This is a genomic window from Elusimicrobiota bacterium (assembly GCA_041658405.1).
GTDB lineage: Bacteria > Elusimicrobiota > UBA5214 > JBBAAG01 > JBBAAG01 > JBBAAG01.
In genome coordinates this window covers 18,834-33,490 of sequence record JBBAAG010000029.1, presented here as the reverse complement: position 1 = coordinate 33,490, position 14,657 = coordinate 18,834, and the positions used below count along the sequence as shown (strand labels likewise).

Sequence of the window (14,657 nt, the reverse complement as noted above, 5' to 3'; positions counted from 1 at the left end):
CGCTGCGGTGGATGCGTACATAGAATCTATCTCGCACGGGGAGAAGTATAATATTTCTATTGGCAATTTTGCGGTATTTACAGATGAAGAAATTAAAATTTCAGATACGTTGGTTAAAGCTATAAAGAATGACCTGTTATTCTCGCGTTTGTTTGATATTATTGACCCTAAAAAACAGGTCTACGGGAAACAACCGGAATTTATCTTTTGGAAGAAGCTTGGTACACAGATCCTTGTTTCCGGAAGTGTGATGACGCATAGCGGCGGTGATTTATTTTTTACAGGGAAAGTTTTTGATATTGAAACGGAAGAACAGTTATTCAGTGAGGTTTATCAGGGTAAAACCGATAATCCCAAAGTTTTAGCTCACAGGTTTGTTGATGATATAGTGTTCCGTTTTACCGGAGAACAAGGCGTGGCACAGACAAAGATTGTGTTTGTGAATAACCAAACCGGGAAAAAGGAATTATGGATGATGGACTATGACGGGGATAATGTTCAGAAGTTAACCTCGGATAATTCGGTGGTAACCATGCCGCGGTGGTCATACGACGGAAAAAAGGTGTATTATACGTCATACAAAAGCGGGAACCCTGATATTTTTGAAATGGATATTAATAACCGTAAAGCACGGAGTGTTGTGCAACAACAGGGGTTGTGTATTATGGGTGCGCAAAGTTTTGACGGGCAAAAGTATACTGTTGTATTGTCAAAAGACGGGAATCCTGAGATTTATGTATTGGATAACGAGTACAATATTACTAAACGTTTAACATGGAACCGTGCGGTAGATGTTTCCCCAAGTTTTTCACCAAATAACCGTGATGTAGTATTTACTTCCGGTAGGTCGGGTGTACCGCAGTTATATGTCACAGATACCGATGGGATTATGTTAAGGCGTTTATCTTATGGCGGGTATTGTGATTCGCCCGCATGGTCGCCAAGAGGCAGGTTGATTGCTTATGCCGCACAGGTTGCTAAAGCGTTCCAGATAACTGTAGTTGAACCTGATGTCTCTAACTCATTCCCTGAACAGCTTACCACCGCAGGGTCAAATGAAAACCCGTCTTGGTCGCCGAACGCGCAATGGATTGTGTTCTCCTCAAACCGTTCCGGCAGGTATGAATTATACCGTATAACCGTAGATGGGCAGGTGCAGCAGAGAGTGGCTAATATCAAAGGTGATTCCACTCTTCCCTGCTGGTCGCCCTGCGTGATTAAGTAATATTGACAACTCGCTTATTGGTATAGTATTATTTATTTGTTAGATACTATATATGGTTGATGAAAGGAGGTATGCCAAGGGCAATACTTATCCCCAAGCAAGGATAACGCGTGAGTACTTCATTTGAGTTTTCACTAGAAACGCTAATTTTATAGGAGTTGTATGTCAGAAAAATTAGTGACTTTTCTAAGAAAAAAGTCTAATAGTTTAGTAGAAGAAGTATCGTTCGCGATCAAAAATCTGCATAATACGAGATACAGGTTTCATCCAATGGAAGATATCTGGGAATCATCGTATCAGATATACCAGGATGGTTTGATTATGTTACAGGATAATAATATCAAACCTATACTCGGTACAGTGCAGAACCTTGCAAAAAAATATTTGAAAGACGGGTTCCAGATATACGAACCATTATTGGCGTTCATGACAATGCGCGACGTTGTTAACCAGCAGTTGATTAAGGAGTTTAATAACGATCCGGTGTTAATGAAAGAATGCTTGCAGTCAAATGAGAAGGTTTATCAGTTGATTACGGTAAACTTTGTTGAAGCGTTCCATTATAACGCAATGAGTTTCCAGAATTATAATTCGTCTTACCGCTACCCTGTATGGGTCGGGGATTTACAAAAGTCTAAGCTCGTCGAGTAATACGGCATACAAAATATTATGCAGAACAATTTAATCGCAATAACTGATTTATCTGTAAAAGAAATTCTTAAACTTTTTGAACTTGCTTATACGATTAAGAGTAAGTCACAGCGCGGGATTCCGTATACGCCGTTAAAGGGTAAAGCGTTAGCTATGATTTTTCATAAACCGTCAACACGTACCAGTGTATCTTTTTCCGTAGGGATGTACCAGCTGGGCGGGTTGCCGTTAATGTTTAACGCGCAGGACTTGCAGTTACGACGCGGTGAGAGTTATGGGGATACTGCCCGGGTGTTCTCACGGTACGTACACGGTATTCTTATCCGTACAAAGGATCATGATGAACTTCTGGAATTTTCAAAACATGCTTCAATACCGGTAATCAACGGGTTGACTGATGAAGAGCATCCGTGCCAGGTATTAAGCGATTATTTTACGATACTTGAACGTAAAGGATGGATTAGTTCCACCGGGAAAGTTGATTACCAGGAACTGCGGAAACTAAAATTTGTCTTCCTTGGTGATGGGAGTAATAATGTCGCAAATTCGTTGTTATTACTTTCTGCGATGCTGGGCGTAACATTTGTTATATGTTCCCCGAAAGGGTATGTTCCGTCTGCGAAGTATATGGCAGAAGCTAAATCAATTGCTGCGAGTACTGGCGCGAAGATCAGTGTGGAAAATGATGTGGCGAAAGGTGTTGCTGGTGCTGATGCGTTATACACTGACGTATGGGTGTCGATGGGGCAGGAAGATGAGAAGAAAAAACGGTACCGCGATTTACGGCCGTATCAGTTAAATTCAAAAGTTATGTCCCGCGCGGCACGCGGATGCTTGGCAATGCATTGCCTTCCCGCAAGGAGAGGCGAAGAAATTACTAGTGAAGTTATGGATGGCAAAAATTCAATTATCTTTGACCAGGCTGAGAATAGGTTGCATATACAAAAAGCTATTTTAGTAAAGTTGTTGACGCAATAATAATAGTATTTTTTAATAGCCGGGATTTTTTGCTGGTATGGAGGGCAACAATTTGACGGAAGAACTGCGAAAGCTAACAGCGGAGAATGAACTCCTAAAGAAACGTGTCCTACAGCTTGAAACATTGATTACTTCATCTGAGATTATTAATTCCAAGTTTGAACTTCACAGCGTCCTGAACATTATCATGTCTATTGTGAGCCAGGTGATGGATTCTGAAGCGTCATCGATATTGTTAATGGATAAAGACCGTGGACAGCTATACTTTTTTGCAGCTGCCGGTGCAAAGAAAGAAGCACTGAATAAAGTGTACCTCGAAAAAGGTGAAGGAATCGCAGGTTGGGTGGCGGAACATAGTGAATCGGTAGTTGTGCAGGATGTGAGTAAGGATAAACGTTTTACCGCAAAAGCGGATAAAGAAAGCGGGTTTGTTACAAAATCCATACTTGCAGTGCCTATGAAAATAGAAGATAAACTTATCGGTGTTGCTGAAGCTGTAAATAAAAAAAACGGGAAAGAATTTACTCAGGATGATATTAAACTGTTGTCAATATTAACCACTAACGGCGCGTTGGCTGTACAAAAAGCGCAGTTGTTTAAGGATCTCAACGATCTTTTCTTGGGTAGTATGCGCGCGCTGTCCAGTGCGATTGATGCTAAGGATCCGTATACACACGGGCATTCGGAACGGGTATGCGATTATGCATTGATGATTGGTGATGAGTTGGGTATTAACAATGATGAAAAAACAAGTTTGGAACTCGCAGCGTTATTGCATGATATTGGCAAAATTGGTGTGCCGGAACGTGTATTGCATAAACAAGGAAAACTTACTGAAGAGGAATGGGTTGAGATGAAAAAACATCCAACTATCGGTGCGGATATGTTGTCTTCCATTAAACAGTTAGAAAAAATTATCCCGGGTATACGGCATCATCAGGAACGGTATGACGGGCAGGGGTATCCTTCAAGGTTATTTGGAGACACTATACCGTTCTATGCAAGGATAATCGCTGTGGCGGATACGTTTGACGCAATGACGTCCAACCGTCCTTACCGCAGTAAACTGCCGCTTACCATGGCGGTAAAAGAAATTGAAATGTTTAGAGGTTCACAGTTTGACCCGGACTGCGCAAACGCGTTTATCCGCGGGTTGACAAAACGGTATGACGGTAAAATACCGGAGGATGTTTAGCAGGAGTATGGTATGGTAGATATTACGCTTAACCTTATATTAAATATTGTGATATTCGCTGCAGTGATTATTGTTTGCTACATCGGGCTGTCAAAATTACTTGCAGTAAAGAAAATGAACCTGCCTAAACAGTTGAGGATTAATTACTGGCTTGCTGCAGTATTGTTGTTACTCACGGTGTTTGTTCAGTATTCGGACTTAGATAAAAGTATGGGTACTAGAGTTGTTGTAATACTGGGGTTCATGACATACGCGGCAATCGCGTATTTATTGTTGACTTTAATAAATGCAATACTTGTGGAATATTATTTGGTGACCGTACGTAATGTATGGATAACACCGCCGTTACGTAAAGTTCTAATGTGGGTAATCTACGCGATAGTACTGCTTATCCTGGCATATAACTTTTTCCATTTTAATCCGTTAGCAATGGTAGCTATACCTACTGTTGCAACTGCGGGTATCATGGTTGCATTGCAGGATCCGATCAAACGTTTTATCGCAAGTGTAATTCTTAGCCGTGTAGTACGTATTGGTGAGTGGATAAGTTATAACGGGATGGAAGGTAAAGTGGAAAATTTTACGTGGGGTATGACTTTCCTTCGGTTATGGAACGGTTCACAGGTGGTAATACCTAACAATACACTTCAGGCATCTCAATTTTGCCGTTTAGAAGGGACTCAAAGGGTAAGGGTTGAAGTAAAAACAGGGACCGAAGTTCATCCAGAGAAAGTTAAACGTATTCTGTTATCTTGTCTTCCGATGAACAAACATATAGTGCAATCTCCAGTTCCGCCGTATGTGTGGATTGACGGATTTGAGGATTATTACATAAAATACAGCCTTTACTTTTTTGTTGATAATTTTGAGTTTACTTATAATCTGCAGACAGAAGTACAAACCAATGCGTGGTATGCGTTTAAACGTGAGGGCGTAGAAATTCCTGTCCCGCAGCAGAGGGTTGGAATTATCAGGCCGAAAGAAGTGTCTCCGGATATTGCTTTGGAGCAACGTAAGAAATTGTTGAAGGAAGTTGAATTGTTTAATATGTTAGACGACGGGGTTATTACAGAGATAGCCGGGGTTTTAGAGGAAAAAATATTTGCTCCCGGTGAAACTATTATACTGCAAGGCGGGCAGGGGGAAGCGTTTTATATCATTTTGGATGGTAAGGTTGAAGTATTAATCAATACCGTAGGCGGGATGACACAAAAAGTTGCGGAACTTATAACAGGTAACTATTTTGGTGAGATGAGTTTATTGACGGGGGAACCTTGTACTGCAACGGTGCGTGCATTAAAAGAATCTGTCCTATTGGTGCTTAATAATAAAGCGTTTAGGAATGTGTTAGAGAAAACACCGTCGTTAGCTGATACTTTGGGCGCTGTACTTGAACAACGCGCAGCAAATTTAGAAGCGACTAAAGAAAACGTGCGGGTGGTGAAAGATAAAGTTGAGCGTCAAACGTTCTCACAGCGTATCCGCAACTTCTTCGGCCTCGGGAAGTAAGCCCGGTGTTATTCCGGTGAAAGAAGCACTTTTCTATAGATACAATAACGGGGAACTACACTGCGTATTGTGTCCGCATAATTGCATGATTACTGCCGGACAAACCGGGCGTTGCGGTGTACGTAAACGCACGGGGGATAAGTTGTATGCTTTAACCTACGCTACACACGCATCACTTGCTGTTGATCCAATTGAAAAGAAGCCGTTATACCATTTTTATCCGGGTAAAGGGATTTTGTCAACCGGGACTTATGGATGCAACTTCATATGCCGGCATTGTCAAAACTGGGAGATATCGCAAGTAAAGGACAAGCATAAACTAGAGACAATTAGAATCCTTACCGGTGAACAAATTGTTGAGTTAGCAAAACAGGAACGGTCTGTCGGAGTGGCTTATACATATAATGAACCGTTAATAAATTATGAATGGCTTTTCGAGATGTCAAAACTTGTGCATAAAGCCGGGATGGTTAATGTTGTAGTGACCAACGGGTTTATTAATAAAGAGCCGTTGAGTTGTTTGGCAGAACAAATTGACGCTGCAAATGTGGACTTAAAAGCGTTCAGCGAAGGGTTTTACCGTAAAATATGCGGTGGGGCATTAAAGCCTGTATTGAACAGTATTGAATCTATGTTGTCTTCGGGTATACATGTAGAACTTACGACGTTACTTATACCGGGACATAATGATTCCGCTGAGGAAATTGTGCAGCTCGTAAACTGGATTGCTAGGCTTGACAAAGCAATACCGCTGCATTTTTCGCGGTATTTCCCAAAGTATAAAATGGACATTCCTGTAACTGATGAGGAAACACTTATCCGTGCGTATGATATTGCAAAAACTAGGCTGGACTACGTGTACCTCGGTAATTATGGGGATGATAAGTACGGGAATACGTATTGTCCCGGGTGTAAGGCGCTTTTAATATCGCGGGTAGGGTATGAGATTGAGGTTAAAGGATTAACAGGGAAAAAGTGTACTTCGTGCGGGTATGAGGTAAATCTGATTATATGAACACCAATCGTGAACAACCGGTACCGTTGATACTAGCATCGGTATCGCCAAGGCGGAAGGGGATACTCAAAACTTTAGGATTGGCATTTATTGTTATGCCAAGTTCTGCATTGGAAGATTGTGATGCCAAAGAGCCTGCGGAGATAGTTAAAACTTTGGCATTGCGTAAAGCCAGGGCTATACTGCCGGGGGTTAAACGCGGGGTTATTGTGTCTGCAGACACTATTGTAGTAGTGGATAATGAAATTATTGGGAAACCAAAGGATTACCGTGATGCTGTAAGGATTCTGCGGAAATTAAACGGCAGTGTGCATAAAGTGTATACCGGTGTTGCGGTAATAGAAAAACCCGGTGGGTGTGTCCAGACAGGGGTTGAGGTAACAAAGGTTAAGATGCGAATGTTTACTGATGCTGAGGTATTGAAGCTCGCAAGAAAAAACAGGGACAAAGCCGGGGCGTATGCTATACAGGAAACCGATGATAAGTTTGTGGAATATATCCGCGGGGATTATTACAATGTTGTGGGGTTACCTAAAAAAATGTTAGTCCGTATGCTTAATAATACTATTTTAAACGTTCCGATAAAAACTCGCGGACTTTAACTTCTTTATTTATCTGGCGGTACCAATCTTCAAAAAACGCAGACATTCTTTCCTGTCGTAACTGGTTAACAAACTTTTCCTGTTCCTTCTGGTCCGGCATTTTTGTGCCAAACTTTTCACGCAGGGCAATACTTATCTCCGCAGGGGTCAGCGGGCCGGTGTTCTGCATAAGAATACGTACCAGTTTTGTGCGCATAATGTCTCTCCGGCGGTCTTCTTCAAATTCTATAGGTGTTGAGCGTTCATAACTTAGTACCTGTATATACGTGTTCCTGTCAAAAACACCGTTACGTTTGAACGCGTCAAAGGATTGGATGTACCGCGCAAGTTCTGCATCAGAAACAAAGATGCCGTACTTCTTTGCTTGCTGTACTAAAACTTCTTCCTGGATAAGTTCTCTCAGGACTTCTATCTGTAAACGTTTATCCGCATCTTCGGTGATGTCCTCGCCTTTTTCACGTATGTTTTTTTGGGCATTTCGGTAATAACGCGAAAATTTATCCTGTGATATTTTTGTTTTATCTACCATAGCGATAGCGTCGGCATCCCAGCCTTTAGTAAAAAAATAACTTCCGAACCCGATAAAGATACCCATCATAAAACCTATGCCTGTAATAATAAAAATAATTTTTTTGTATTTGTTTAAAAATTTTAACATACTGCCAAAACCCGGTTCCTTTCTGTATTCACCTAAACATAACTTGTTTTCGATAACAAATATGCTTTGACATAAACATATTAAACGTATATTATACATTTTTCTGTATTATCGTCAAGTAACGCGTTACGCTGGATGAAAGGTTGTATTAAAGTAGATGTTGAGCATATTGTTAAAACTTATATTAAACGTTTTTTTGTTCATAGTTGCGGGATTTATTTTTTCGTTGATAATAGGTAAACGTGAAAAAATTATTAAGTTCTTCATTAATTTTGCAATCTTTTTTGTTATTCCCGTTTTTATTTTTATTAATATGTGGACAACAAAAATTGATTTTGTTATTGCCGGAAAAATAACGGTACTTGCGATAGTAGTGCTTACTTCCGGTGCGGGATTAGCTGTGGTATTTTCTAAAATAATGAAGACTAAGTACTCCAGAACATGCCTGCCTATTTTTTTAATGAACTCGCGGTACCTCGCAGTGCCGGTTAATGGGTTATTACTCGGTCCGGAGGGTGTGGCGTATGCTGTGGTGTATGACGTAGTTATGACCTTATATAGCGCAACGGTTGGAGTGTCGCTTGTATTGGGGCATACCCGCGGGCTTGATCCGTACTCGCTGCCGATGATAATAAGTTCGGTATTGGGTTTTATCCTTAATCTCACAACTAATGCTTCAGCACCGGAGTTTATCTACATTATCGGCAAGTATATGTCAATGATAGTTCTGCCGTTAATGTTATTTTTTGTGGGATACCGTATAAGTATGGTGACAAAAGATACTTGGAAGCAAGCGTCGTTGGCAACACTGTTCCGTGTAGGAGGCGGGTTGGCGGTAGGATATTTAATGGTACTTTTATTGAACCTTACCGGCCCGGCACGCGGAGTGGGAATAATAACGTCAATAATGCCGTCAGCTGTCGCGAGTTATATATTTTCTGAAATTTATCATGCGGATGAAAAGTATGCCGCTGCAACAGTATCATTGAGCACGTTATTGAGTATGATCTACATTCCATTAATCGCGTGGCTGTTTAACGTTAGATAATCACGCTTCAGATAGTTGTGTATCGTAAGTTTTTGATTTATTATTGTTATTACGGTTTTGCTGCTGTTTATTTGCTGAACTATCAGCTGTCGCGCCGGTCAGTGTTGTTGAAGCTTGTTCTTGCACCATTGTGCAGTTGCCCTGGAATACCGCGCCTTCCGCAATCGATAATTTCGATGATTTAATATCTCCCTGGACATTGCCTTGAGTGTGGAGTTCAAGGTTAACAGTTGCTGTGAGGTTACCCTTAACTTTTCCGCCGACTATAATTTCTTTTGCTGTGATATTGCCATTCGCTATACCGCCTTCGCCAATTACAACGCCGTCTGCTAAAACTATTCCGCCGGACCATTTACCGTCAATCCTCAGCAATCCTTTGGTGTTAATATCACCTTTAATTTCTGTCTCCGGGCCAACGAAAGCGTCAACTTTATTTGGTGGTTCTTTTTTTGAAAACATTTAGTTAAAAATCCCCCATAAATTTATTAATGTTTACTTATATATAAATATTATATCTTAAAATGTAAAGTATAAACAACTACTATTTTTACGGAGTCCATACCGCTACAGAATTATTGCGTTTTCTCAAAGTAGTGCCTAAATCACGGGAAAGTGATGTGAATGTAGAGATTATTACCTCAGCTTCTTTGCCGGCTGCAATTCTGGGTTGAAACTGCCGGATTTTTATAGGATAAAATTGTATTTCCCTAACTTTTTTATTTTCCACAATTATTCTTGGTAACATAGCGTCACGGCTGATCTCCACAGGGGCGGAAAATACGAAGTTGCCGATACTGTAAACAACTGGTTTGCCCCGATATGTTTGAACGCCCTGGATTATGTGCGGATGATGGCCGATAACGATATCCGCGCCGTTTTTTATTGCCCATTGGCTGAGGAATTTTTGTGTCTCGCATGGCACAGCTTCACGTTCTTTACCCCAGTGGAAGATGGTAATAACAATATCCGCGTACTCCCTGATTGCCGCGATATCTTTCTTTATGTGGTTAGGATGTGAGAATGCCACCCCGGGTGTTGTTGAGGATGTTGCCCAGAATGAAGAAGGGTAAACATTGGAGTACGCAAGGAAAGCTATTTTGTTGCCGTTAACTGTGGTGATAACAGGTTTTCGTGCTTCCTTCAAACTCATCCCCGCGCCAATATACGCTATTTTGTTAGCTTTAAGGAATTCCAGTGTTTGCTCAAGTCCGGTATTGCCCTGGTCTTTAATATGATTATTCGCGAGGCACGCAAGGTCAACCCCTGAGATGGTTAAGGATTTGATACATCCGGGTTTACTGTGGAAAACATACTTTTTATCGGTTTGCGGAACACCTGACTCACACACAGGTGTTTCCAGGTTTACACATATATAGTCTGTTTTATTGAACAATTCCTGTACTCTGGCAAATGGGTATTCAACAGGGTAATCCGCAATACCGAACGTGTGATCAAAGAAAACGTCGCCTGTGATTATAATACTTGCAGTAGCAGTGGTGATCGTAATACCCGAATTGTTTTGCGCAAGTAGTGGATTCAGTAACAATGCGTTTATGGTTATGAATATCAGCAGTGTTGTTGATACAACACTTAGTTTCACTGTTTGATAAACCTGCCCGGGTTTATGGATTGACCTCCAACACGTACTTCGTAATGTACGTGTACACCTGTTGCAGTGCCGGTATCGCCCATATACGAAATTGCCTGGCCGCGTTTAACAATTTGTCCCGTTTTCACTAGTATTCTGGAATTATGCCCGTATATTGTTGTGAACCCAAACCCGTGCTCTATAACTACAACTTTACCATAGCCGCTCATCCAGTCGGCTAGTTTGACAATACCATCTGCTGTAGCGCGTATCGGTGTTCCTTTAGAATTAGCGATGTCTAACGCCGGATGGAAATCGTTGAAATGCCAGATTGGATGTATACGCGAACCAAACCCTGATGTTATCCTGCCGTAACAAGGCCAGATATTGGGTGTAGCCTGGAATAAATCGTGTTGTTCTTTTATAAACGATTGTATTTCTTGGTAACTGGATATAGTATCCCGGATTTCATCTTTTAAGGTTTTTACCTGGCGGTTGATATCTTCATCAGTCATTTCATGAAGTTTGTTCTGTACTCTCTGATCAAGTACACGCTGATCATCAACTGACGGGCCACCGGAACCATTATCACTGTATTTTTCAATAATTTCCTGGCGGGAACGCATCTTGAGTAACCCACGTAAATCGTTGTCAATCTCACGTACATGTTCCAGCATCTCACGGGATTTATACACTTCTTTCGCAAAGTATACAGTTTTTGCCTGTAAAACAAGATTACTGCCTTTAAGCATCCAGTAATCCACTTCACGAATTGATAAGTACATTGCCCAAGTGGTGAGGCTTATCCATAAGACTGAAAGAAAACCGCAGAATGCTACTGTAAAGTTTAAATGAATAGGTTTTGTGCTGTTATGCGGGATAAATACAATAGTTAATGACCGGCTTAACTTTTTAAATATGCTTTCTTTCTTCTTTTTCGGTACTTTACTTATAATCATTAAACCTCGCTAGTCTTCCCGTTCCCAAGTCTAGTATTTATTAAATACAACAACATAACTTTTAAACAACGAACGGCAATCATTAATTTTATACTATCCACCAAAAAGTTGTCAAGGATAAAAATGAACTTTTTATATTATTGATTATATACATATTATTTATATAATTATGTTTTATGGAAATGGATAAAGTTTATAACCCAAAGAGTATTGAAGAAAAATTCTCTCGCCAGTGGGTGGAGGATAAAAGGTTTCATTCAGTTCCCGATAATGATAAAGGGCGTAACTGGGTGATTGTAATCCCACCGCCGAACGTTACCGGCGCGTTGCATATGGGCCATGCATTGAATAATACGTTACAGGATATTATTATACGTTGGCATAAGATGATGGGACATAACGCTCTATGGGTTCCCGGTACTGACCATGGGGGTATTGCCACACAAAACGTTTATGAACGTGTACTTAAGGAAAAAGGTAAAACCAGGTACAATCTTGGGCGTCAAAAATTTGTTGAAGAGATGAAAGAGTGGTCAAGTACAACCAGCGGGACAATCATCGGACAGTTGAAACGTCTTGGTTGCGCGTGTGATTGGGACCGTTTACGGTTTACTATGGATGATACTTGCGCGAAAGCTGTAAATGCCTCGTTTGTTGAGTTGTTTAAGAAAAAACTTATCTACCGTGGCCGCCGGATTGTTAATTGGTGTCCCCGGTGCCACACAGCACTTGCGGATATTGAAGTGGAACATAAGGAAAGTAAGGGTAAGCTATGGTATATAAGATACCCGTTTGTTGATAACCCGACTGACGGTATAATTGTGGCTACCACCCGGCCGGAAACAATGCTCGGTGATACCGCTGTAGCGGTAAACCCTAATGATGAACGGTATAAAGATAAAATCGGGAAATATGTGGAGTTACCTTTAGTAAAACGAAGGATCCCGGTTGTTGCGGATAGTGTTGTGGAGTCAAGTTTTGGTACCGGTGCGGTAAAAGTAACACCGTCACATGATGCTGTGGATTTTGAGATAGCTGAACGCCACAAACTTAAGCATATACGTATTATGACATTAAAACTTACCAGCCAGCCCGATACGGCAGCAGCGGCGGCGAATAGCGGCGGCGTTGAGATGTCAATGGAAGCTGACCGTGTCTACGCGTATGATAGTAACGGTACAGAACAACCGCCGGAATACCGTAAGCCTATAAGATATACCGGATTAGCTCCGGTAAAGTGCCGGGAAATTGTGGTACAGGACTTAATCGCTTTAGGTGTGCTTGTGAAAGAGGAAGATTATAAACTTTCCGCAGGGGAGTGTTACCGTTGCAGTAATGTGGTTGAACCGCTTGAACTGGAACAATGGTTTTTGAATACTCAGGAGATGGCATCCCGCGCAGTGAAAGCTACTGAGGATGGTGAAGTAAAGTTTTATCCGGACTCCTGGGAGAAACCGTACCTCACATGGCTGGATAACCTCAAGGATTGGTGTATCTCGCGGCAGATATGGTGGGGACATAGAATACCTGTGTGGTACTGTACCAAGTGCAAGGGCGGGTATATCAATGTACATTTTAAGACTGATGAAAAAGGGCAGACCGGGATTACAACTGCCAAAAATAAGAATGTTACCGGCGGGACTATAAAGTATTTGTTGGATAACGGCGTGCCGTTTGAGAATATAGAAAAAAATGCTGAGAATATTTTCTTATCCCACGGCGTTTTGGAGATGAAAGAAGGCGTGTATGCCGGGGAGAATCATCCGGAGAAGTGTGATGTGTGTGAATGCGAGAATTTTGTGCAGGATCCTGATGTATTAGACACATGGTTTTCTTCTGCGTTATGGCCGTTTTCTGTGTTTGGTTGGCCTCAAACTGGTGAGGAAATGAAATATTACTATCCAACCTCGGTTCTGGTAACGGCATACGAGATTTTGTATCTATGGGTTGCGCGGATGGTAATGATGGGTTTAACATTCCAAAAAACTGTTCCGTTCAAACATGTGTATGTCCATGGGATTGTACGGGATATACACGGTAAAAAAATGTCAAAATCGTTAGGGAATGTTATTAACCCTTTGAGTATGATGGAAGAATATAGTACTGATGCATTAAGGTTTTCACTGGCAATGGCATCCACACCGGGGCGTGACCTTCAGTTATCAGAAGATAGTTTTATAGGTGCACGGAATTTTGTTAATAAACTATGGAACGCCACACGGTTTGTGATGATGAATATCGAAGATTATGATTCAGATGATTGCGTCTATTTTTCTCAAAAAACGTTGGCTAATAATATGGACCGCTGGATTACCGGGAAGTTTAAACTAGCAATGGATGGTATAATGCAGCACATGCTTAGTTACAATATCGCGGAAGTTGCAAAGATTGCGTATGATTTTGTATGGCACGATTTCTGTGATTGGTACCTCGAACTCGTAAAACCGCGTATCGGTAAGGATGTTACAAGCCCTGCTGATAAAGTTGTTGCGCAAAAAACGTTGATCCGTATATTGATAGGTATTACGCAGGTATTGCATCCGGTTATGCCGTTTATAAGTGAAGAGATTTACCGGATCGTTAAGGCTAAAGTTGATAAAAACAACAAATGGCCTGTTAACCTGTTACAAACACGGTGGCCGGTGTTTACGGATGCTGATACTGAAAGTATAGACGCGTATAAACGGTTAAGCCGTGTGGATTATGATATTGTTAATTCATCTGTTATAGAAGATACCCTTATTGCGCATGCGATTAAGGAAATGCGTGTGCTGCAAGACGTGGTTACTGCTGTTCGGACGGTAAGGTCAGAACTTAATGTCCCGCCCGGGAAAAAGGTGGAAGTACATATCTGTGTGCATGAAACCTTCAAGGAGATTGTTATTAACCGGGAAAATGGGAATATCGCGTTTCTTACCCGAGCGGATAAGGTTGTTATAGGTGATAATATCGTAAAACCTGAGAAATCAGCTGCTGCTGTGGTTGAAGGGATTGAAGTTTTTATTCCGCTTGCTGACCTCATAGATTTTGAGAAGGAAAAGGTTCGGCTCACGAAGGTGGTAAAAGAGTTGGAGGCTGAACTACAAAAAATTGACGGGAAGTTGAGTAACCAGAATTTTATTACCAGAGCAGTTCCCGCGGAAGTTGTAAGGGTACGTAAACTACGTGAAGATACAGCACAGAGGTATGAGCGTATAAAAAAGAATCTGGAAGTATTATAACTAAAGGC

Annotated in this window: 13 protein-coding genes; 9 read left to right on the top strand and 4 right to left on the bottom strand. The window is 41.3% G+C overall.

What is annotated here, in order from left to right:
- The 7 genes from WC955_06640 to WC955_06610 form a co-directional block, all read left to right on the top strand.
- On the top strand, positions 1-1,225 hold a 1,225-nt coding region (locus WC955_06640), incomplete at its 5' end, for a hypothetical protein (protein ID MFA5858726.1).
- Positions 1,226-1,387: 162 nt separating this feature from the next.
- Positions 1,388-1,876, top strand: a complete 489-nt coding sequence (locus WC955_06635; GenBank protein ID MFA5858725.1) for a hypothetical protein — start codon at positions 1,388-1,390, stop codon at positions 1,874-1,876.
- Between the two features lie 18 nt (positions 1,877-1,894).
- Positions 1,895-2,854 (top strand): ornithine carbamoyltransferase, encoded by a 960-nt coding sequence (argF, locus tag WC955_06630; GenBank protein MFA5858724.1) that lies wholly within the window; start codon positions 1,895-1,897, stop codon positions 2,852-2,854.
- Between the two features lie 37 nt (positions 2,855-2,891).
- Positions 2,892-4,049: an HD domain-containing phosphohydrolase gene (locus WC955_06625; GenBank protein ID MFA5858723.1), complete on the top strand. Its 1,158-nt coding sequence runs from the start codon at positions 2,892-2,894 to the stop codon at positions 4,047-4,049.
- Positions 4,050-4,061: 12 nt separating this feature from the next.
- A complete protein-coding gene (locus WC955_06620; protein MFA5858722.1) occupies positions 4,062-5,558 on the top strand; it encodes a mechanosensitive ion channel family protein in 1,497 nt (498 codons plus the stop codon).
- Positions 5,503-6,573: an AmmeMemoRadiSam system radical SAM enzyme gene (gene amrS / locus WC955_06615; GenBank protein MFA5858721.1), complete on the top strand. Its 1,071-nt coding sequence runs from the start codon at positions 5,503-5,505 to the stop codon at positions 6,571-6,573. The genes WC955_06620 and amrS overlap by 56 nt, the downstream gene beginning before the upstream one ends.
- Positions 6,570-7,175, top strand: coding sequence for a nucleoside triphosphate pyrophosphatase (locus tag WC955_06610; GenBank protein ID MFA5858720.1), 606 nt, complete (start codon positions 6,570-6,572; stop codon positions 7,173-7,175). Before amrS ends, WC955_06610 begins: the two co-directional genes overlap by 4 nt.
- On the opposite strand, the gene WC955_06605 is transcribed toward WC955_06610, so the two are convergent.
- A complete protein-coding gene (locus WC955_06605; GenBank protein MFA5858719.1) occupies positions 7,138-7,833 on the bottom strand; it encodes a SurA N-terminal domain-containing protein in 696 nt (231 codons plus the stop codon). The two genes, WC955_06610 and WC955_06605, sit on opposite strands and share 38 nt — an antisense overlap.
- Before the next feature lie 157 nt (positions 7,834-7,990).
- Between WC955_06605 and WC955_06600 the strand changes: the two genes are divergently transcribed.
- Positions 7,991-8,881 carry an AEC family transporter gene (locus WC955_06600; GenBank protein MFA5858718.1) on the top strand — a complete coding sequence of 297 codons (891 nt, stop codon included), beginning with the start codon at positions 7,991-7,993 and terminating at the stop codon, positions 8,879-8,881.
- Here the strand turns inward: WC955_06600 and WC955_06595 are convergent, their stop codons facing one another.
- The 3 genes from WC955_06595 to WC955_06585 form a co-directional block, all read right to left on the bottom strand.
- The gene (locus WC955_06595) at positions 8,882-9,340 is read right to left on the bottom strand and encodes a polymer-forming cytoskeletal protein (GenBank protein MFA5858717.1); all 459 of its coding nucleotides are present in this window, start codon (positions 9,338-9,340) and stop codon (positions 8,882-8,884) included.
- An 88-nt stretch (positions 9,341-9,428) separates the two neighbouring features.
- Positions 9,429-10,481 carry a CapA family protein gene (locus tag WC955_06590; GenBank protein ID MFA5858716.1) on the bottom strand — a complete coding sequence of 351 codons (1,053 nt, stop codon included), beginning with the start codon at positions 10,479-10,481 and terminating at the stop codon, positions 9,429-9,431.
- A complete protein-coding gene (locus WC955_06585) occupies positions 10,478-11,428 on the bottom strand; it encodes a M23 family metallopeptidase (GenBank protein ID MFA5858715.1) in 951 nt (316 codons plus the stop codon). The genes WC955_06590 and WC955_06585 overlap by 4 nt, the downstream gene beginning before the upstream one ends.
- 182 nt (positions 11,429-11,610) lie before the next feature.
- On the opposite strand from WC955_06585, the gene WC955_06580 reads away from it, so the two are divergent.
- Entirely contained in the window at positions 11,611-14,649 is a 3,039-nt protein-coding gene (locus WC955_06580) for a valine--tRNA ligase (GenBank protein MFA5858714.1), read from the top strand.
- Positions 14,650-14,657 lie beyond the last annotated feature (8 nt).

What these genes read in the sequence shown, in the direction of transcription:
- WC955_06635 (MFA5858725.1), top strand. Translation starts at nt 1,388, where the DNA reads ATGTCAGAAAAATTAGTGACTTTTCTAAGAAAAAAGTCTAATAGTTTA.
- argF (MFA5858724.1), top strand. Translation starts at nt 1,895, where the DNA reads ATGCAGAACAATTTAATCGCAATAACTGATTTATCTGTAAAAGAAATT.
- WC955_06625 (MFA5858723.1), top strand. Translation starts at nt 2,892, where the DNA reads ATGGAGGGCAACAATTTGACGGAAGAACTGCGAAAGCTAACAGCGGAG.
- WC955_06620 (MFA5858722.1), top strand. Translation starts at nt 4,062, where the DNA reads ATGGTAGATATTACGCTTAACCTTATATTAAATATTGTGATATTCGCT.
- WC955_06610 (MFA5858720.1), top strand. Translation starts at nt 6,570, where the DNA reads ATGAACACCAATCGTGAACAACCGGTACCGTTGATACTAGCATCGGTA.
- WC955_06605 (MFA5858719.1), bottom strand. Translation starts at nt 7,833, where the DNA reads ATGTTAAAATTTTTAAACAAATACAAAAAAATTATTTTTATTATTACA.
- WC955_06600 (MFA5858718.1), top strand. Translation starts at nt 7,991, where the DNA reads ATGTTGAGCATATTGTTAAAACTTATATTAAACGTTTTTTTGTTCATA.
- WC955_06595 (MFA5858717.1), bottom strand. Translation starts at nt 9,340, where the DNA reads ATGTTTTCAAAAAAAGAACCACCAAATAAAGTTGACGCTTTCGTTGGC.
- WC955_06585 (MFA5858715.1), bottom strand. Translation starts at nt 11,428, where the DNA reads ATGATTATAAGTAAAGTACCGAAAAAGAAGAAAGAAAGCATATTTAAA.
- WC955_06580 (MFA5858714.1), top strand. Translation starts at nt 11,611, where the DNA reads ATGGATAAAGTTTATAACCCAAAGAGTATTGAAGAAAAATTCTCTCGC.